The 20,601-nt window shown below is 45.6% G+C and carries 19 protein-coding genes; 2 read left to right on the top strand and 17 right to left on the bottom strand.

Annotated elements, in window-relative coordinates; translation table 11 throughout:
* Positions 1–211 precede the first annotated feature (211 nt).
* The 12 genes from lipA to leuS form a co-directional block, all read right to left on the bottom strand.
* A complete protein-coding gene (gene lipA, locus R7E29_RS08525) occupies positions 212–1,177 on the bottom strand; it encodes a lipoyl synthase (RefSeq protein WP_005391329.1) in 966 nt (321 codons plus the stop codon).
* Positions 1,174–1,836 (bottom strand): lipoyl(octanoyl) transferase LipB, encoded by a 663-nt coding sequence (lipB, locus tag R7E29_RS08520; RefSeq protein ID WP_005384137.1) that lies wholly within the window; start codon positions 1,834–1,836, stop codon positions 1,174–1,176. Before lipB ends, lipA begins: the two co-directional genes overlap by 4 nt.
* A gap of 176 nt (positions 1,837–2,012) precedes the next feature.
* Complete coding sequence (gene ybeD, locus R7E29_RS08515) at positions 2,013–2,291, bottom strand: DUF493 family protein YbeD (protein WP_005384135.1); 279 nt, start codon at positions 2,289–2,291, stop codon at positions 2,013–2,015.
* Between the two features lie 139 nt (positions 2,292–2,430).
* Positions 2,431–3,609, bottom strand: coding sequence for a serine hydrolase (locus R7E29_RS08510; protein WP_005384132.1), 1,179 nt, complete (start codon positions 3,607–3,609; stop codon positions 2,431–2,433).
* A 91-nt stretch (positions 3,610–3,700) separates the two neighbouring features.
* Positions 3,701–4,504: a septal ring lytic transglycosylase RlpA family protein gene (locus R7E29_RS08505; RefSeq protein ID WP_017635670.1), complete on the bottom strand. Its 804-nt coding sequence runs from the start codon at positions 4,502–4,504 to the stop codon at positions 3,701–3,703.
* 2 nt (positions 4,505–4,506) lie between these two features.
* Positions 4,507–5,628, bottom strand: a complete 1,122-nt coding sequence (rodA, locus tag R7E29_RS08500) for a rod shape-determining protein RodA (protein WP_005384128.1) — start codon at positions 5,626–5,628, stop codon at positions 4,507–4,509.
* A complete protein-coding gene (gene mrdA, locus R7E29_RS08495) occupies positions 5,628–7,544 on the bottom strand; it encodes a penicillin-binding protein 2 (RefSeq protein WP_005384126.1) in 1,917 nt (638 codons plus the stop codon). The genes rodA and mrdA overlap by 1 nt, the downstream gene beginning before the upstream one ends.
* A gap of 29 nt (positions 7,545–7,573) precedes the next feature.
* On the bottom strand, positions 7,574–8,044 hold the full coding sequence (gene rlmH, locus R7E29_RS08490; RefSeq protein WP_017821762.1) for a 23S rRNA (pseudouridine(1915)-N(3))-methyltransferase RlmH: 471 nt from the start codon (positions 8,042–8,044) through the stop codon (positions 7,574–7,576).
* Positions 8,045–8,048: 4 nt separating this feature from the next.
* Complete coding sequence (rsfS, locus tag R7E29_RS08485; protein WP_005373015.1) at positions 8,049–8,366, bottom strand: ribosome silencing factor; 318 nt, start codon at positions 8,364–8,366, stop codon at positions 8,049–8,051.
* A gap of 88 nt (positions 8,367–8,454) precedes the next feature.
* Positions 8,455–9,474: a DNA polymerase III subunit delta gene (gene holA / locus R7E29_RS08480; protein ID WP_054576930.1), complete on the bottom strand. Its 1,020-nt coding sequence runs from the start codon at positions 9,472–9,474 to the stop codon at positions 8,455–8,457.
* A 5-nt stretch (positions 9,475–9,479) separates the two neighbouring features.
* On the bottom strand, positions 9,480–10,019 hold the full coding sequence (lptE, locus tag R7E29_RS08475) for an LPS assembly lipoprotein LptE (protein WP_005384122.1): 540 nt from the start codon (positions 10,017–10,019) through the stop codon (positions 9,480–9,482).
* A gap of 152 nt (positions 10,020–10,171) precedes the next feature.
* Positions 10,172–12,745 carry a leucine--tRNA ligase gene (leuS, locus tag R7E29_RS08470; protein ID WP_005391313.1) on the bottom strand — a complete coding sequence of 858 codons (2,574 nt, stop codon included), beginning with the start codon at positions 12,743–12,745 and terminating at the stop codon, positions 10,172–10,174.
* 153 nt (positions 12,746–12,898) lie between these two features.
* Between leuS and R7E29_RS08465 the strand changes: the two genes are divergently transcribed.
* A complete protein-coding gene (locus tag R7E29_RS08465; protein ID WP_005373024.1) occupies positions 12,899–13,369 on the top strand; it encodes a zinc ribbon-containing protein in 471 nt (156 codons plus the stop codon).
* An 84-nt stretch (positions 13,370–13,453) separates the two neighbouring features.
* Here the strand turns inward: R7E29_RS08465 and lnt are convergent, their stop codons facing one another.
* The 5 genes from lnt to miaB form a co-directional block, all read right to left on the bottom strand.
* Complete coding sequence (gene lnt, locus R7E29_RS08460; RefSeq protein ID WP_054576929.1) at positions 13,454–14,971, bottom strand: apolipoprotein N-acyltransferase; 1,518 nt, start codon at positions 14,969–14,971, stop codon at positions 13,454–13,456.
* Between the two features lie 33 nt (positions 14,972–15,004).
* Positions 15,005–15,904, bottom strand: coding sequence for a CNNM family magnesium/cobalt transport protein CorC (gene corC, locus R7E29_RS08455; protein WP_005384118.1), 900 nt, complete (start codon positions 15,902–15,904; stop codon positions 15,005–15,007).
* 105 nt (positions 15,905–16,009) lie between these two features.
* Positions 16,010–16,474 (bottom strand): rRNA maturation RNase YbeY, encoded by a 465-nt coding sequence (gene ybeY, locus R7E29_RS08450; protein WP_005373030.1) that lies wholly within the window; start codon positions 16,472–16,474, stop codon positions 16,010–16,012.
* A gap of 2 nt (positions 16,475–16,476) precedes the next feature.
* Positions 16,477–17,574 (bottom strand): PhoH family protein, encoded by a 1,098-nt coding sequence (locus tag R7E29_RS08445; RefSeq protein WP_005373033.1) that lies wholly within the window; start codon positions 17,572–17,574, stop codon positions 16,477–16,479.
* 73 nt (positions 17,575–17,647) lie between these two features.
* On the bottom strand, positions 17,648–19,072 hold the full coding sequence (gene miaB / locus R7E29_RS08440) for a tRNA (N6-isopentenyl adenosine(37)-C2)-methylthiotransferase MiaB (RefSeq protein WP_005373038.1): 1,425 nt from the start codon (positions 19,070–19,072) through the stop codon (positions 17,648–17,650).
* A 257-nt stretch (positions 19,073–19,329) separates the two neighbouring features.
* Between miaB and R7E29_RS08435 the strand changes: the two genes are divergently transcribed.
* Positions 19,330–20,508 (top strand): 2-octaprenyl-3-methyl-6-methoxy-1,4-benzoquinol hydroxylase, encoded by a 1,179-nt coding sequence (locus tag R7E29_RS08435; protein WP_025768908.1) that lies wholly within the window; start codon positions 19,330–19,332, stop codon positions 20,506–20,508.
* The last annotated feature ends 93 nt before the right edge of the window (positions 20,509–20,601 follow it).

Below are 20,601 nucleotides of genomic sequence, written 5' to 3'. Positions count from 1 at the left end.
GATCAGGAATCTTGTTGAGGCACACTCTTTTACTCAGAGTTTCCCTAAAAATCATCAGTATTCTGAAAACTGATTCTGAATCACGCTCGTTCCTCGCTGTTCAGAATGACAGTGGTAGAATGGCTTTTTATCATCATTTTCCAGATACAAAAAAGGTTGGCACTGAGCCAACCTTTCTTTTCAAAACAAGCTTTTCAAAACAAGCGAGAGCTTATTTAATCTCGATACCTTGAGCTTGCATATCGGCATGGTAAGAAGAGCGCACAAATGGACCACACGCTGCATGCGTGAAGCCAAGTTCTAGTGCAACTTCTTTTAGCTCGTCAAACTCTGATGGTGGAACGTAACGTTCTACTGGCAAGTGGTGACGGCTTGGCGCTAGGTACTGGCCTAGAGTCAGCATCGTTACGCCGTGTGCGCGTAGATCTTTCAGTACTTCGATGATTTCTTCTTTGGTTTCACCAAGGCCCATCATCAAACCAGACTTGGTCGGTACATCGGGATGCTGCTCTTTGAACTTCTTAAGAAGCTCAAGTGACCATTTATAGTTCGCACCTGGGCGAGCTTTACGGTAAAGACGTGGCGCTGTTTCTAAGTTGTGGTTGAAGACATCTGGCGGATTGTCTTTCATTAGATCAAGCGCTACATCCATGCGACCACGGAAGTCAGGAACCAGTGTTTCAATCTTAATATGCGGGTTTAACGCACGGATCTCGCGGTTACAATCGGCAAAGTGTTGTGCACCGCCGTCACGCAGATCGTCACGGTCAACAGAAGTGATTACTACGTATTTCAGCTTCATATCGGCAATGGTTTTCGCCAGTTTTTGAGGCTCTTCTGCTTCCGGTGGTAATGGGCGGCCATGAGCAACGTCACAGAAAGGACAACGACGAGTACAAATAGCACCTAAGATCATGAAGGTTGCTGTACCGTGGTTAAAACATTCCGCTAGGTTCGGGCAAGATGCTTCTTCACATACGGAGTGAAGTTTATTCTTACGCATCGCCGCTTTGATGTCTTGAATTCGTTGGCTGTCGGCTGGTAGCTTGATCTTCATCCAATCAGGCTTACGTAGCACTTCTTTCTGCTCTGTAGGCATGTTCTTTACGGGAATCAATGCCATTTTATCGGCGTCACGATATTTAACGCCTTTTTCCATCTGGATTGGTTTGCTCATGCTTTATTACCTTGAGAAGGTGCTTCTGTGCTGAATTCTACTTGCTCATAATCGAGCAAAGTAACGAGTTCTTCTATTAATTGTTTTTCTACGGCTTCTACATTGTCTGGGCCGCCAAATTGGCTGACCTGAACCATTTCCATACCTTCATAACCACAAGGGTTAATACGCAGAAACGGTGTTAAATCCATATTTACGTTCAAGGCTAAACCATGAAACGAGCATCCTTTACGAATGCGTAAACCGAGAGAGCATATTTTCTTACCGGCAACGTAGACACCTGGTGCGTCAGGTCGCGCGGCTGAGTCAATATTGTATGCTTTTAGCGTGTTGATCACGAGGTTCTCGATTGTGGTAACGAGATCTCGTACACCTAATTTTTTGCGGCGTAGGTTGATCAAGAAGTAGGCGACCAACTGACCAGGGCCATGATACGTAACCTGACCTCCGCGATCACTTTGTACAACAGGAATATCGCCAGTGTTAATCAAGTGCTCAGCTTTACCTGCCTGTCCTTGCGTAAATACTGGGTTATGTTCTACCAACCAGACTTCATCACGGGTTTCTTCTGTGCGTTGGTCGGTGAACTCATGCATCGCCTTCCATACAGGCTCATAGTCTTGGCGGCCAAGTCGTTTTACAACAAGTTGGTGTTGCATGGGAATTCCTGTTGCTAATATATAAAGTTTTTGGATTATAAACCGGATAACCCTGATGCTCTACCGCTGCGTAACAGATTTTTAACTGAAAGTGATGTAAAGCCTCGTTATCTATTTGATAAATAAAAAGAAAGCAGCCAAGGCTGCTTTCAAAAAAAATTTAATCTATCAAAAAATTATAGAACCATGCGTACGATGTCAATTTCACCTAACTCTTTGTACAGTGTCTCGACCTGCTCGATAGAGGTTGCAGTAATGTTGATTGACACAGAGTGGTAGTTGCCCTTAGCACTTGGTTTAACGGTCGGGCTGTAGTCACCTGGAGCATGGCGCTGAATAACTTCAAGAACAAGCTCTGGAAGTTCAGGCTTTGCATGACCCATTACCTTGTAAGTAAATGAACAAGGGAACTCAAGCAGGTCTTTTAATTTTGCATCAGAGTTGATGGTTAGCATATCGATAACTCCAGTAGATATTCGTTGCGGTGCGAAATAGTACAGTCAAATTAGGGGGAACTCAAGACGAGGAGCTCAAACTTAAAAAGCCGCCCATTCAGGCGGCTTTGCGAATAAGTTTGCTACTCTAACGTTCTTTTTAGAAGAAGCTCTTGAATAACAATACGATGTAATCCCACATGCGGCTAAATAGACTACCTTGCTCTACGGTTTCTAGTGCCATTAGTGGGTACTCGGCAATATCTTCACCATCGATCTGATAGTATAGCTTACCAACTACATCACCTTTATTAATTGGGGCTTCTAGCTCTTTTTCAAGGACGAAGCTTGCTTTTAGGTTTTTCGCTTCACCACGCGGTAGTGTTACGTAAGTATCTTGGTCAAGACCCAGTGCTACGGTGTCTTTGTTACCCATCCACACTTTTTCTTCTACGAACGTTTCACCTGCTTTGTGCGGTGCCACTGTTTCGAAGAAACGGAAGCCGTAGCTTAGCAGCTTTTTGCTTTCTGACTTACGAGCATTGGCATCTTTAGTACCCATAACGACCGCAACCAAGCGCATTTGACCTTCAGTTGCTGAACTTACTAGGCTGTAACCCGCATTACTTGTGTGACCCGTTTTGATGCCGTCAACGTTCATGCTCTTATCCCAAAGTAGACCGTTACGGTTGTATTGGGTGATGCCGTTGTAAGTAAATTTCTTCTCTGAGTACACTCGGTACTCATTTGGTACGTCACGGATAAGTGCTTTACCTAGCAGTGCCATGTCGTATGGTGTTGAGTACAATTCTGCGTTATCTAAGCCATGAACGTTGGCAAAGTGCGAGTTAGTCATACCCAATGTGTTGGCCCAAGCGTTCATTAGGTCAACAAATGCATCTTCTGAACCTGCAATATGTTCTGCCATCGCAACACAGGCATCGTTACCTGACTGGACGATGATACCTCGGTTCAGGTCACGTACTTTAACTGTTGTGCCTACTTCAATGAACATCTTTGATGAATCAGGGAAGTTTTTCGCCCACGCATTTTTACTGATGGTGACATCATCATCTTCTGAGATATTACCACGCGCTAGCTCTTGGCCGATTACATAGCTGGTCATCATCTTAGTCAGACTAGCTGGAGACAATTTTGTGTTCATCTCTTTCTCTGCCAGTACTTTACCTGAATGGTAATCCATCAGCACGTAGCCCTTCGCCGCGATTTGAGGGGCATCTGGAACAACGATAGGTGATGCAAGAGCAGATTGAGCGAAAGTTGCAGAAAGGGCAACCGAAGAAACGAGAATAGATTTCACAAACTTATTTTTATTCATGGTAATTCAAATTTTTGGGTTAACTGCAGACATCTTATCAGAATCCCTAGTTATGTAAGAGGGGGATCAAAGAGAAATTCATGACACGAGGTCATTTGGCAGTGTTGTGTTTTTTAATAAATGCAGACGAATAGCCGAGCAACTTTACTTTATCTAGTGTGGCTTGCGTCAGGGAATAGTCAGTAAATGGCCCTAACAACAAGCGATAAGACTCTTTCGCACTCTCTAGGAAAGTTTCTGTATCCAATTTTTGACCAAGCTCGGTACCTAAAGTTCGCGCGCGCTCTTCATTTTTTGATGATGCCACTTGAATAACGTACCTAGGGTGCGCTTCTAATGACTTTTTGTCCGTGGGCTGATTGATACTGATCACTTCAATTTCCACGTTCGCGGTGCCTGTTTTTATGACATCTAACTTGTGCGCGGCGGCATAGCTTAAATCAATGATACGGCCATCGTGAAAAGGACCTCGGTCATTAACTCGTACTATGGTGGTTTTGCCGTTGTCAGTATTGGTAACTTTTACGTAACTTGGTAACGGTAGCGTTTTATGCGCTGCCGTCATTGAGTACATGTCATAGATTTCGCCATTAGAAGTCAAATGACCTTGGAATTTTTTCCCATACCAAGATGCGCGGCCTTTTTCTTTAAAGCCTTTCGCATTGCGAACTATTTTGTAGTCTTTGCCACGCAAGTGGTAATCTTTGTTCCCACCTAGGCTGTACGGTTCATATTTAGGATGCGCATCCTCGATGTGTTCGACTGAAAGCGGTGTATCCGGTGCAACATCGGATTCGAGTTCGTAACGGCCTTCTTGTTCTTTTTGGCTAGTTGATGAACAGCCTGCCAAAATAAGAGCAGAGAAAACCAAGGAATATAAAGCGCGTTTTTGCATGTCTAGGTCGCCTTAGAGAATGCTTTTCGGTGCGTATGAATCGACATTAGAATACCAAAACCAGCCATCAAGGTTACCATTGATGTGCCGCCATAACTGATGAGTGGCAACGGTACACCTACTACAGGTAGGATGCCACTTACCATGCCAATATTTACAAAAATATACACGAAGAAGCTGAGTACAATACTGCCTGCCATCATTCGTCCAAATGCGGTTTGCGCTTGGCTGGCGAGATATAAACCTCGTCCAATAATAAATAGATAGATGGCTAAAAGGCAAAGGAAGCCAATCATACCCCATTCTTCAGCAATTACTGCAAAGATAAAGTCAGTGTGTCGTTCAGGAAGAAATTCTAGTTGTGACTGCGTACCTTGCAACCAACCTTTGCCGGAAATACCGCCGGAGCCAATCGCAATTTTACTCTGAATAATGTGGTAGCCCGCTCCTAGCGGATCAGACTCCGGGTTAAATAGAGTACGAACTCTCACTTTTTGATACTCTCGCATCAAGAAAAACCACAGAATTGGAATGAAACCACCTAATGCAATCGCAGCACCAGCAATTATTTTCCAGCTAATGCCTGCGAGGAAGATAACAAAAATACCGGAAGCCGCGATCAGGATTGAGGTACCTAAGTCAGGCTGTTTTGCAATGAGAATGGTTGGTAAGCAGACCATAATCAGTGCAACAATGAGTGTTCTTAGCGTTGGTGGGAGGGGCTGTCTACCAACATAGCGAGCCACCATTAATGGCACCGCGAGCTTCAATAGCTCTGACGGTTGAAAGCGCACAAAACCGAGGTTAAGCCAACGCTGCGCGCCTTTCGATGCTTCACCGAAAAACAGCACGCCGAAAAGCAGTATAACGCCACCAACGAACATCAAAGGTGCCAAGCTTTCGTAAGTTCGTGGAGAAAGCTGTGCAAGGACGAGCATCACAACGAGTGAAAGCACCATTCGCATGGCTTGGCGATCCATCATCAGTAAACTTTGGCCACTGGCGCTGTACATGATCACCAGGCCAAACCCCATCAGGGCCAGTATGCCAAGTAGGAGTGGTAAGTCGATATGGAAGCGTTCAAACAGGGCGCGATTTTTACCTGTAGAGGGATCCATCTTCATTACTGTTTTACCTCTTTCTTCGCATTGTTTTCAGGCTCAATTTCTTCTGGACCAAGAACGACTCGGTCAAAAATTTTCCTTACTACTGGGGCACCGTTACTAGAACCACCACCGGCATTTTCTAGTACTACAGTGACGACCACTTTAGGATCATCAAATGGTGCAAAGCCAGTAAATAACGCATGGTCACGTAAGTGCTCGGCGATCTCATCGGCGTTGTACTCTTCGTTTTCACCCAGACCGAAGACCTGTGCAGTACCTGATTTACCCGCTGTTTCATAATTCATTTTGTAGAATGAGCGACGAGCTGTTCCGCGCGTGCCATGGTTTACCCGACGCATGCCTTCTTTCGCCATATCCCAGTACTTTTTAGGCACATTCTTGATTGGTGGGTAAGTCACGTATTCTGTCGTTTGCTGCTCTTCGAAGTCGTTACCATTTTCTATCGTCGCTTTGAGCAAGTGAGGTGCGATCACTTCTCCCTCGTTTACTAATACGGAGGTTGCTTTGGCGATTTGCATTGGTGTTGCTGTCCAATATCCTTGGCCGATACCTACAGGGATCGTATCACCTTTATACCACGGGGTTTTATGGCGAGACATTTTCCAGTCACGAGTCGGCATGTTCGCCTTACTTTCTTCGTAGATATCAATGCCAGTGTAATCACCAAAACCGAACATCATCATCCAATTCGAAATACGGTCAATGCCCATGTCATAAGCGATTTGATAGTAGAAGGTATCAACAGACTCTTCGATCGACTTAATGATATCGACGCGTCCGTGTCCCCAACGCAACCAGTCCCGGAACGGACGTGTGTTAGAGTTTGGTATGCGCCAATAACCAGGATCATTTCGTGTGGTGTTAGGTGTGACGACACCTTCTTGCAGCGCGGCTACCGCCATAAATGGTTTGATGGTAGAGGCCGGAGGGTAAATGCCAAGTGTAGTGCGGTTGACCAAAGGACGGTTTTTATCGTTCAAAAGGGCGCGATAATCTTTACCTGAGATTCCGTGCACGAACGAGTTAGGATCGTAGCTAGGGCTTGAAACCATAGCCAGTACGCCGTTGTCTCTAGGATCGATTACTACAGCACTGCCTCGGCGGCCGTCCAACAATTGGTGTACGTACAACTGCAAGTTGATATCAAGGTTTAAAACGATGTCTTTTCCGGGTACAGGTGGAACGTACTTTAAGGTACGAATTACTCGGCCGCGGCTGTTTACCTCGACTTCTTGATATCCGGCTGTACCGTGTAAGAGGTCTTCGTAGTATTTTTCAATACCCAGCTTACCAATGTCGCGAGTGGCTTGATAGTTTGCGTCTTTTTCTTCTCGGATCAGGCGTTGCATGTCGCGATCATTAATTCGAGAAACATACCCAATCACGTGGGTTAAGACTTCGCTGAAAGGGTAGTAGCGCTTTAAGGTCGCACTTATTTCCACACCTGGAAAGCGGTACTGATTGACGGAGAATACCGCTACTTGTTTTTCGTTCAGTTGGGTAAGCAGTGGGACCGATTTAAATCGACGAGTCCGTTTACGCTCGTGGTGGAAACGTTCAATCTGGTCTGGTGTAATTTCCAGAATAGTTTGTAATTCTTGGATGGTTGCATCAATGTCTTTAATTTTTTCTGGGGTCAGTTCTAAGTTAAAGACGGGACGGTTCTCTGCCAGTAAAACGCCATTTCGGTCATAAATTAGACCTCGGTTAGGCGCGATAGGCACCACTTTGATGCGGTTATCGTTCGAGCGGGTTTGATAGTCTTGAAACTGGTTCACCTGAATGTTGTACATGTTGGCAACCAGAGCTCCCATCAAGACAACAATGCCGATAAAAGCAACAATAGCGCGGCTGGCAAACAGACGCGCTTCGGCTTGATAATCTCGGATTTGACTGCGGCGTTTACGAATCATTAACGCTTGGCTCTAAAGTTAAACAATGATTATTCGCGATGATAAGGGTGGTTAGCGGTGATGCTCCACGCTCGGTACAAGCTTTCTGCCATTACGATACGCACTAGAGGGTGGGGTAGCGTTAAGGCAGACAATGACCAGCTTTGGTCTGCTGCAGCTTTGCATGCAGGAGCGAGTCCTTCAGGACCGCCGATTAATATTGATACATCACGGCCATCTAATTTCCAAGCTTCTAACTGCTCAGCGAGTTGAGGAGTGTCCCATTTTTTACCTGGGATATCTAACGTGACGATACGGTTGCCTTTTGGTACCGCAGCGAGCATCGCTTCCCCTTCTTTTTGCAGGATGCGAGCGATATCGGCATTCTTACCACGCTTGCCAGCAGAGATTTCAATCAACTCCAACGGCATATCATGCGGGAAACGGCGACGATATTCTTGAAAGCCTTCCTCAACCCATTTTGGCATTTTTGTGCCAACAGCAATTAGTTGAATTTTCAAAAGATTAACCCCAGAGTTTTTCTAGCTGGTAGAGTTCGCGGTGCTCTTCTTGCATCACGTGAAGCATGGCGTCGCCCATATCAAGGACTACCCATTCACCTTCGTTTTCACCTTCCATTCCTAGTGGCTCAAGACCGGCTTTTTTCACCTCTGTTGCAACATGGTCAGCGATGGATGAAACGTGGCGTTTGGATGTACCAGTACAGATGATCATGTAATCTGTCACGCTTGATTTATCTTCCACATTTAGGACGATAATGTCTTCCGCTTTCATGTCGTCGGCTTTATCAGCTAAAAAGTCTTTCAGTTCTTCGCGAAGCACTCGGTTTTCCTCGGTTTGTCTCTTATCTCTACAGTGTTTTACATTCTTGCTTGCAAAACAGGTCGCGCACTATATCACGCTTTGATTTTTAAATTGCCAGCTTAATATCAGGAGAGCAGGTTTCTAAGCTCAACTGATGAATAGTTGGCCATACAGACTCGTCATACTGAGTTTTGGCTTTTATCTCGGCTTGAGCCAACAAGGAGAGCAATGCACAAATACGACTCGCTGATAAGCGGGCCAGTGCTGCGTTATAGAGTGGACGCTTGTTTTGCCAAACTCGATATTTCTCAAATACCTGGTTCATTCCCATTTGAGTTAAGTCTTGATGCATATTTAAAAGTTGGCTCAACTCTTTTTGTACACTTCGAATCAAGATCACGGTCTCAACCCCTTCCGCCTCAAGTTGGCGAAGAATACGTTGTGCACGGTTTGCTTTACCTGCCAGTAAGGCGTCGATCCAGTTAAAGGTAGTGAAGTGGTTATGGCGACTTAGGGCTTCCTCTAAACGTATGATGGTCAGCTCACCATCCGGGTAGAGTAGGGCCAATTTCTCTAAGCTTTGTGTCAATGCAAATAGGTTACCTTCATGCCATTGAGCCAACATTTGCAGTGATTGTTGATCGGGTTTTAGGCCCAACGTGCGGCAACGTGCCTGAATGAACATAGGTAAGCGTTGTAGATCTGGCGACAAACAGCTTACCCAGTCGCCTTTTGAGCTTAATGCTTTGAACCATTTCGCATTTTCTTGGGCTTTGGTCAGTTTGCTACCAACAATGACGAGCATGATGTCATCATGCAGCATATCACACAGTGTTTGCAGCTCTTTGCTGACGGCGGTTGTCACGCCACTCTCTGGAATTTCAAGCTCGATCAATTGACGGTTTGAGAACAGGCTCATCGCTTGGAAACAGTCGTAAACTTGGTTCCAGTCGATGCTAGCATCCACCGCAAAACGGTGTTTTTCCTCAAAACCTTGCTGAAACGCTGCCTTTTGGATGGCTTGGCGGCTTTCTTGAATCAGTAACGGCTCATTACCAAAGATTAAGTAAACCTGTTTAACTTGTTTAGTTAAATGATCCGTTAGCTTATCGGCATAAATTCGCATAGTGACTAAGAGTTTTTGTTCGCTGGCTCAGAGATTTGTCCTGCTTCATATTCGGCACGAATACGGCCCAACTGGCGCATCATCTGTTTTGCAGCTTGCAAGCGCATCTCGTCTTCAATTACGTCACGCTCAACAGATTTTGCAAGTGCGGTCAACGGGTTGTCTAGGTAGTTGCGGTTTACTGTTGTCGTAAAGTTTTTAGAACCATAGCCAGGAATTGTCACACGGTATTTTACTACGTATGTCAGCTCTTTTTCTGCTGCACGGCTATTTTGATAAAGCGATAGTGTACGCTCATCGATTGTCGCTTCCGTCAAATGAAGGTTGGGTACCGTCGATGATGGTTGAACAAGTTCAACTTTGTTCAGTTCGAGTTGAGAGCGAACATAGCGAGTTAATTCACTGTATTCATCGTAGCTGGAGAAAGACATAGTGTGCAGCTCTTCCGGTACGGAATACTCGCCGCGAAGGTGAAAACCACAGGCAGAAAGAAGCCCCGCTAATACCAATACCACTGGTAGTTTAATCAAAGAGAAAAAGCGCATTGATTGTATTCATCCTAAATTGAAGGGGTTATTTACCTTAAACCACTCATGTGAATGGTTTGAGGTAAATAAACAGGGTAGCTAACTACCCTGTTTAATGACTCTTGGTTAACAAATAAGTTCGCTACACAGAGACAAATTGACAGCTGTGATTAGTTTGCAACGATGTTCAGCAGTTTACCTGGAACGTAAATGACTTTACGAATAGTCAGGCCATCAGTGAACTTAACCACGTTTTCGTCGTTTAGACCAAGCTGTTCGATATCGTCTTTAGAGATATCAGCTGGGACTGTTAGCTTCGCACGTAGCTTACCGTTAACTTGAACAACGATAGTTTTTTCGTCTTCAACTAGCGCTTTTTCGTCAAACGTCGGCCATGCCGCGTTATCAATGTCTGTTTCACCTAGTGCTGCCCATAGCTCGTATGAGATATGCGGAGTGATAGGGTAAAGCATGACAACAATAGCTTTCAGTGCTTCGTCAAGGATTGCACGATCTTGCGCAGATTCTTGAGGCGCTTTCGCTAGTTTGTTCATCAGCTCCATGATCGCAGCGATCGCGGTGTTGAATGTTTGACGACGAGCGATATCGTCCGTCACTTTCGCGATAGTCTTGTGAACGTCGCGGCGAAGTGCTTTTTGATCACCAGAAAGCGCTGCGGTATCTACTGCTTCTGCTGCGCCTTTCGCTGTGTGCTCTTTCACTAGTTTCCAAACACGTTTTAGGAAGCGGTTCGCACCTTCTACGCCAGACTCTTGCCATTCAAGTGTCATGTCCGCTGGAGACGCGAACATCATGAATAGACGTACTGTGTCTGCGCCGTACTTGTCTACCATTTCTTGAGGGTCGATACCGTTGTTCTTAGACTTAGACATCTTGATCATGCCTGAGTGCGTTACATCACGACCTTCAGTGTCTTTAGCAGAAGTTATGCGGCCTTTACCATCACGTTCAACGGCTACGTCTGTTGGAGCTACCCACTCTTTGCCGCCTTTCTCGTTCTCGAAGTAGAACGCATCAGCCAGTACCATGCCTTGACACAGTAGTTGCTTGAACGGTTCGTCAGACGTTACGTAACCCGCATCGCGCAGTAGTTTGTGGAAGAAGCGTGAGTACAGTAGGTGCATACAAGCGTGCTCGATACCACCGATGTATTGATCTACTGGTAGCCAGTAGTTTGCTTTTTCTGGGTCTAGGATGTCGTCCGCTTGTGGTGAACAGTAACGCGCGTAGTACCAAGAAGATTCCATGAACGTATCGAACGTATCTGTCTCACGTAGAGCAGGTTCGCCGTTAAAGGTTGTCTTCGCCCACTCTTTGTCTGCTTTGATTGGGCTAGTTACGCCGTCCATTACCACGTCTTCTGGAAGAATCACTGGTAGTTGGTCAGCAGGTACTGGGTGAACTTCACCGTCTTCAGTCGTTACCATTGGGATTGGTGCGCCCCAGTAACGTTGACGAGATACACCCCAGTCGCGTAGACGGAAGTTTACAGTCTTAGTGCCTTTGCCTTCTGCTTCTAGCTTCGCTGCAATTGCATCGAACGCCGCTTGGAATTCTAGGCCGTCGAATTCACCAGAATCGAACAGTACGCCTTTCTCTGTGTATGCCGCTTCAGAAATGTCTAGCTCGCTGCCATCAGCAGGCTTGATAACAGGCACGATGTCTAGACCGTACTTCGTTGCGAACTCGTAGTCACGTTGGTCGTGTGCAGGTACTGCCATTACCGCGCCTGTACCGTAGTCCATCAGTACGAAGTTTGCTACGTAAACAGGAACTTCACGGCCGTTCAATGGATGAATAGCAGTAAGGCCAGTAGCCATACCTTTCTTCTCCATTGTCGCTAGCTCAGCTTCTGCAACCTTGTTGTTCTTACATTCGTCGATAAACGCTGCAAGCTCTGGGTTGTTCTCTGCAGCAAGAGCTGCAAGAGGGTGGCCGGCTGCGATGCCCACGTAAGTCACACCCATTAGCGTATCTGGACGTGTTGTGTAAACTTCTAGGTCTTGTTGACCCTTAACTTCAAACTTCAGCTCAACGCCTTCAGAGCGGCCAATCCAGTTGCGCTGCATGGTTTTCACCATTTCAGGCCAACCTTCAAGCTTGTCTAGGTCGTCTAGTAGCTCTTGAGCGTATTCAGTGATTTTGATGAACCATTGAGGGATTTCTTTTTGCTCTACAGGCGTATCACAACGCCAGCAACAACCGTCTTCAACCTGCTCGTTTGCAAGAACAGTTTGGTCGTTAGGACACCAGTTAACAGAAGAAGTCTTTTTGTAAACTAAACCTTTCTCGTAAAGTTTAGTGAAGAACTCTTGTTCCCAGCGGTAGTACTCCGGTGTACATGTTGCGAATTCACGGTTCCAATCGTAACCAAAGCCTAGAAGCTTAAGTTGGTTCTTCATGTATTCGATGTTTTCGTAAGTCCAAGGTGCTGGCGCAGTTTTGTTTTTTACTGCTGCGTTTTCTGCAGGTAGACCGAATGCGTCCCAACCGATTGGTTGCATCACGTTTTTACCTTGTAGGCGTTGGAAACGAGATACTACATCACCGATAGTGTAGTTGCGCACGTGACCCATGTGCAGTCGACCACTTGGGTATGGGAACATGGACAGACAGTAGAATTTTTCTTTATTTGGGTCTTCACTTACAACAAAGGTTTTGTTGTCATCCCAGTGCTTTTGAACTTTTTGTTCAATATCTTGTGGGTTGTATTGTTCTTGCATCGATGGTATCCGTTATCTTGGAATTTGTGAGTTCGGTTAGAACAGACTTAAATAGATCGTCATAGAATACCTAAAGCTAGGGATCACAACAATAGCCAATCTGTACCCATGCGCCCTTAAGTGACGCAGGTAGGAGAAAGATGGAGGTCAGTTATGCCTAAACGTAAAACAGGTTATGAGGAAATGCTCGAGGATGTGATTGAAACCTTGAAGCACAGTCCGGAAGAAGTTAACAAAGCGATTGAGACGTCGGGCAAAGTGGTGGATGCTGCTAATGACTTGACCAAAGATGAATTGGCTTTAATCAAAGCGTACCTTAAAGCAGACTTAAAAGAGTTTTCAGAGAGTTACGAGGATAGCAAAAGCGGCCCGTTTTACTTAACGATTGCGGACTCGATATGGCAAGGGCTGTTAGAGATTACTGACCGAACTAAAGTTGAGTGGGTTGAGTTGTTCGATGACTTAGAGCATCAAGGGCTATATGAAGCAGGAGAGGTGATAGGCTTAGGCACTTTAGTCTGTGATGAGTGTGGTCACAAGACAACGTATAACCACCCAACTGTAATCATTCCGTGTATTAAATGTGGTCACAAAGGCTTTACTCGTCAGTCATTAAAGCCATAAATGGCGCGTAACGACAGTATAATGCTATGAATAAAAAAGAGGCTTAGTCGCCTCTTTTTTGTCTTTTCTACTTTCAAGCTGTTATCAGCTCTGTTTTCTTCTTAAGCCGAAAGCCAGCGCTAAACTTAACCCAACCCAAATATACAATGGCCAAGTACCAAGGACTCGATATGGCGTTTGTCCATTGGTTGGGGTGAGCTCTGCGCGCAGTACTGCAGTTTCAAACTGCGGTACTTGCTCAACGATTTTACCTTTGTGATCGGTTACCGCTGTTAATCCGTTGTTAGTCGAGCGGATGAGCGGTTTACCTAACTCTAAGGCACGCATACGGGCGATCTCCATATGCTGAAGAGGACCGATAGAGTGACCAAACCATGCATCATTTGAAAGCGTTAGAATGAAGTCTGTTTCGTCAGTCACATTTTGACGCACTTGCTCATTAAAGATGATCTCATAGCAAAGCGCTGGTGCCATGTGCATGCCATTCGCAACGATGTTTGGCTGCACAAAAGCCCCACGGCTAAACGACGACATCGGTAGGTTAAAGAATGGCGCTAATGGGCGCAAAATATCTTCAAATGGTACAAACTCACCAAACGGTAGTAGGTGATGCTTATGGTAACGTTCGCTTAAATCGAAGCTGTAGTCACCGTATGGTGTGATGCCGAGGGACAGAATACTGTTGTAGAACTGTCGGTCTTCAGCTTGGTTGACGACACCGGTGATGATTGCGCTGTTATTCATTTTTGCAGCGCTGTCGATATTGCTCAAAAATGAAGGCACTTCAATTTCAAAAGCGGGAATTGCTGCTTCTGGCCAAACGATAATGTCAGCGTCCCAGTTTTCACGAGTTAAGTCAGCATATTTCATGATGGTTGGCCAGCGTTGACTTGGTAGCCACTTTAGGTTTTGGTCTACGTTACCTTGAATCAGTGCGAGCTTAGTCGTGTCTTCTGGTCGGGGTGTTACCCAATCGTAGTTGCGAATCCCAAAGCCAGTACTGAGTAGTACCGCAGGGATAATCACCATCAGCCACTGCTTATGAATCCATGCATAGGCTAACGCCCCTGCGCTGATAAGGATAAATAGAGTAAGCAGTTCTACGCCGCCAATTGGTGCAAAGCTTGCGAGTGGAGCATCTATCTGGCTATAGCCTAGCCATAACCAAGGGAATCCAGTCATCACCCAACCACGTAACCAATCACTGATCAGCCATAAAGCAGGTGCAGCGAGAAGTGCTTTTGTGAGCGTAAATTGAGGAAACAGCTTGTTGTTGAGCCAAGCAAATAAGCCTGAATAAACAGCCAAGTAGGCAACAAGCAAGCCCATTAAAAATAAATTGGCAATGAGCGGCATACCGCCAAAACCGGAGATACTGACGTAAACCCAGCTAACGCCAGTTGCAAATTGACCTAACCCCCAAGCATAACCAATCCATAGTGCGCGTTTCGGAGTTTGGTTAGCAAGAAGAATCAGTAGAATTGCAGGGCTAAGAATGGCAATAGGCCACAGCTGGTAAGGAGCGAAAGCGAGTGTAGTAGAGGCGCCAACAAAAGCGGCCACTAAGGGCCGCTTAAGGCGATGAAAGAGTTCATTCATCATTGTAATTTTCTGAGATTCCCAATGGGTATCGCGTTACTCTTGAGTGGCTTCAACCAGGGTTTCTTCGTCTGGGATCGTCACTTGGAGTTGAATGACACGACGGTTATCGGCAGCGGTGACTTTGAAGTTGTAGCCTTCAATTTCAACCAGTTCACCACGAGAAGGTAAGTGACCAAAGGCAGTCATGACCATACCACCAACGGTATCAACTTCCTCATCGCTGAAGTTGGTTCCGAATGTCTCATTAAACTCTTCGATGGTTGTCAGCGCTCTGACAGCAAACGTATGCTTGCTCAGCTTACGAATGTCCGTCTCTTCACTTTCATCGAATTCATCTTCAATATCCCCGACGATTTCCTCAAGGATATCTTCAATGGTCACAAGACCAGAAACACCACCGAATTCATCGACAACAATGGCCATATGATAACGTTCTTCACGGAATTCTTTCAGCAGTCGATCAACGCGTTTACTTTCCGGTACCACAACCGCTGGTCGAATGACTTCTTCGATATCAAATGGATTACTGCCTGAGCCTAAGTATTTAAGTAAGTCCTTCGCTAGAAGTATGCCTTCCACATGGTCTTTATCTTCGCTGATCACAGGGTAGCGAGAGTGTTGAGCATCGGTAATCAAAGCAACCAAGGTATCAAGGTCGTGAGTACGCTCAACGGTAACCATTTGCGAACGCGGGATCATAATGTCACGCACACGCATTTCGGAGATTTCCATAACACCTTCGAGCATATCGCGAGTGTCATGGTCAATCAGGTCGTTAACTTCAGAGTCGCGGATAACATCCACAAGCTCTTGGCGATCTTTTGGTTCGCCCTGAAATAGTTGACCTAGACGTTCAAAGAAGGACTTTCTACTCGGACCTTCTGCCTTTTCTTTCTTATCTTCGTTAGAAGAGGGAGAATTATCTTCGTTCATTGTTTCTCAATTAAGTAACGCTATCAGAAGTGTGATAGCACACATAGAGAGGCGAACACGAGAGTCATTTAGGTGGTTCGCCTTTCCCTGTCGAGTGGCCAATAGCTACTCTTTTTCAGCAATGTAAGGATCTTCATAACCCATACCTTGCATGATTTCGGTTTCGAGGGACTCCATCTCTTCGGCTTCGTCATCCTCTATATGATCATAACCTAGCAGATGCAAGCTGCCATGTACAACCATATGCGCCCAATGTGCTAGCAGAGGCTTGCTCTGTTCAACCGCCTCTTTTTCAACAACTTGGCGGCAAATAATCAAATCACCAAGTAAATCTATTTCCATACCAGGAGGTGCTTCAAATGGAAACGACAACACATTAGTTGGTTTATCTTTGCCGCGATACTCATGATTGAGCGTATGACTTTCTTGTTCATCAACAATACGAATGGTGACTTCGGCTTGTGGCTGGAAGAGAGGAATTGTCTTATCTAGCCACAATTGGAAATCTTGCTGCGAAGGCAGACCTTCTTCATTTTCGACTGCCAGTTGCAGATCAAGTTCAATCGCCATGATTATTCCTTAGTTGAAGCAACTTGTGCATTCAGTTCGGCCTTTGCTGCTTCTAGTAACTTCGCATCGCGTTCTTCACGACGGCGTTTCTCGAACTCTTTACGCTCTTTCTGGTCTTGCGCTTCCCACTTCTCGTACGCGTTAACGATACGAGCAACCACAGGGTGACGTACAACGTCGTCGGCTAAGAAGAAGTTAAAGCTGATGTCGTCAACTTCGCTTAGTACTTCAATAGCATGACGAAGACCCGATTTAGCACCACGAGGTAAGTCAATCTGCGTGACATCACCAGTGATAACCGCGCGAGAGTTAAAACCAATACGCGTTAGGAACATCTTCATCTGCTCAACAGTGGTGTTCTGACTCTCATCAAGAATGATGAAGGCGTCGTTTAGAGTACGACCACGCATGTAAGCAAGAGGGGCGACCTCAATCACGTTACGTTCAATCAGCTTCTCTACGCGCTCAAAGCCCAGCATTTCAAATAGGGCGTCGTATAGCGGACGTAGGTATGGGTCGACTTTCTGGCTTAAATCACCAGGCAGGAAGCCCAATTTCTCACCAGCTTCAACCGCTGGACGAGTAAGTAGAATACGGCGGATCTCTTGGCGCTCTAGTGCGTCAACAGCTGCTGCTACAGCAAGGTAGGTTTTACCTGTACCAGCAGGGCCAATACCAAAAGAAATATCATGCGTGACCATGTTAACCAAGTACTGCGCTTGGTTTGGCGTACGTGGTTTGATCACACCTTTCTTGGTTTTGACGAAGACTTCTTTACCATGCTCGATGTTAGACTCAGTATTCTGCTCAAGAACACCAGACTCTTTGATCGCTAGATGGATTTGCTCAGGCTCAATATCTGGGATCTCACCTCGTACAGGTGCGGTATCAACATATAGAGTTTTCAGGATATCCAGCGCAGCTGATGCGGTATGAGGTTTACCGACAATCGTAAAGTGGTCACTACGGTGGTTAATTTCAACGCCTAGACGACGTTCTAAATGCTTGATGTTGTCATCGAATGGACCGCACAGGCTAGCTAGTCGGCGGTTGTCTGAAGGTTCTAGGTTAATTTCTAGAGTTACGATTTTATTGCTCAATGTTGCCTCTCATTTTTTGCCACTTAGTGAGAGCCTGATAACGACCAGGCTCTCTATGGCTATTTATACGAGCTTACGGCGTAAAAGTAGCTACACCCAGCTCATCTTCGCGACGTGTTTTCGCCATCATCTGCGTTGGGGAAATCACACTACGAAGATCCATGTCTTTTTCAGTACGTACTAGCTCACCACGCAGTGAGTTTGCAAATACGTCTACGATCTTCACATCAACGAACTGACCAATTAGGTCTGCACTACCTTCAAAGTTTACTACACGGTTGTTTTCTGTACGAGCGCGTAGTTCCATTAGGTTTTTCTTCGAAGGACCTTCAACTAGAACACGTTGTTCTGTGCCAAGCATTAAGCGAGAGTAACGCATCGCTTGAGCATTGATAGTTTGCTGTAGTTCGTAAAGGCGCTCTTTCTTCACTTGTTCTGACACATCACAAGGGTAATCCGCTGCTGGCGTACCTGGACGTGGAGAGAAAATAAAGCTGAAGCTCATGTCAAAGTCTACATCTTTGATTAGCTTCATGGTGTCTTGGAAGTCTTTGTCTGTCTCACCAGGGAAACCAACAATAAAGTCTGAACTGATTTGGATATCAGGACGAGCTTTACGCAGTTTACGGATGATCGATTTGTATTCGATAGCGGTGTGAGGGCGTTTCATCATCGTTAGGATACGGTCACTACCACTTTGCACAGGTAAGTGCAGGAAGCTCACAAGTTCTGGCGTATCTTCGTATACTGCGATGATGTCGTCTGTGAATTCTAACGGGTGGCTCGTCGTGAAACGAATACGGTCGATACCATCGATAGACGCAACCAAACGAAGCAGCTCTGCAAATGAACAGATCTCACCATCGTGCATAGGACCACGGTACGCGTTTACGTTTTGACCCAGAAGGTTTACTTCACGTACGCCTTGTTCAGCAAGTTGGGCGATTTCGAACAGTACGTCATCCATTGGACGGCTTACTTCTTCACCACGAGTGTACGGTACGACACAGTAAGTACAGTACTTAGAGCAGCCTTCCATAATAGAAACGAATGCTGTCGCACCTTCAGCGCGAGGTTCAGGTAGGCGGTCGAATTTTTCGATCTCTGGGAACGAAATGTCCATAACTGGTGCATCATCGGACTGAGATTGTTTGATCATCTCAGGTAGGCGGTGCAAAGTTTGTGGGCCAAAAATAACGTCAACGTATGGTGCACGTTCACGAATATGGTCACCTTCTTGCGTTGCTACACAACCACCTACACCGATAACTACGCCAGGTTTTTTATCTTTTAGTGTTTTCCAGCGGCCTAACTGGTGGAAAACTTTCTCTTGCGCTTTTTCACGGATCGAACAGGTGTTAAGTAGAAGTACGTCTGCTTCCTCTGGCTCTTCCGTCAGCTCGTAGCCGTTTGCAGCATTAAGCAGGTCGGCCATTTTTGATGAATCGTATTCGTTCATCTGGCAGCCCCAGGTTTTAATTAGCAGTTTCTTACTCATCTCACTTTCGCTCGTTCAGTTGTACTTAAATCGGAGAGCTATTGCTCAAATTATAGCCGCCATCACGGCGGTAAGCGGCGTATTGTACTGCTTTAAAAAGCACCTGACTAGTGATCTAGCTAATTCTCTGCAAAGCCTGATGAAATCTAGTTTTTCGCCCTATGCAGAACAAGGTTTTTTGTTAAACAATTTTGTAAAAATAGCCATGGAAAGTACAATAAAAAACGCCAATTAATCAGCACGATGAAGAGTGAAAAATGAACAAGTATGACATCGCCGTGATCGGTGGCGGTATGGTCGGGGCAGCCGTCGCTGTTGGATTTGCCAAGCAGGGCAGAAGCGTTGTCTTGGTTGAAGGTACAAAACCTAAAGTTTTTGATGCCGCTCAGGCGATGGATATTCGTGTATCTGCAATCTCGCACCAGTCGGTGGAGTTACTTGATTCACTCGGAGCATGGTCAGAGATCAAGAGCATGCGAGTTTGTCCTTATCGGCGCTTAGAAACTTGGGAGCACCCAGAGTGCCGTACTCGTTTTCACTCTGATGAATTGTCATTGGATCAGCTAGGTTACATCGTTGAAAACCGCCTAATCCAATTAGGTCTTTGGCAAGTCTTCTCTCAGCATGAAAATCTAACCGTGATGTGTCCTGAGCGATTAAAAGCCATTGAGTTTGCAGATATAAATCTTGTGACACTAGAAAGTGGGGAGCAGTTTGAAGCTAACTGGGTGATTGGTGCTGATGGTGCAAACTCTAAAGTTCGTCAATTGGCTGGAATTGGTGTAACTGCGTGGGATTACCGACAACACTGCATGTTGATTAACGTGAAAACAGAATTGCCTCAGCAAGATATTACTTGGCAACAATTTACACCTTCAGGCCCACGTTCATTTTTACCTCTGTGCTCTTTGAGTAACGACGATGGTCAAGTAGTAGGCCAAGGTTCTTTGGTTTGGTATGACTCGCCTAAACGTATTAAACAACTGTGTGCGATGAGTAAACCTCAACTAAGAGAAGAAATTTTACGTCATTTCCCTGCTGAATTAGGCGATATTGAAGTTTTACAGTTTGGCTCATTCCCACTCACTCGTCGTCATGCGCAAAGCTACTCAAGCAAAAATTGCGTGTTAGTGGGTGACTCTGCCCATACGATCAACCCGCTTGCAGGGCAAGGGGTAAACTTAGGCTTCAAAGATGTAGACGTTCTCCTTTCGGTAACAGAACAACAAGAAAAGCTGGAAGATACCTTACTCGCGAAATACGAACGCGCACGTCGACCTGACAACTTACTCATGCAGACGGGCATGGACTTTTTCTATAAAGGTTTTAGCAACGATCTAGGGCCATTGAAGTTCGTACGTAATGCTGCATTGAAGCTTGCTGAAAACTCAGGGCCAATTAAGGCTCAAGTACTGAAATACGCGTTAGGTATGTAGTAAGCTACTCAAATCACTGACCCGTCCTGATATGGGTTGACACTTTTTAACTAAAACGCTCGATGTACTTCATCGGGCGTTTTGTATTTTAAA

Origin of the sequence: Vibrio sp. Vb1729, from assembly GCF_033338655.1 — a bacterium.
Classification (GTDB): Bacteria; Pseudomonadota; Gammaproteobacteria; order Enterobacterales; family Vibrionaceae; genus Vibrio; species Vibrio alginolyticus.
The sequence above is the reverse complement of the archived record's forward strand: the minus strand, read 5'-3'. Positions and strand labels throughout refer to the sequence as shown.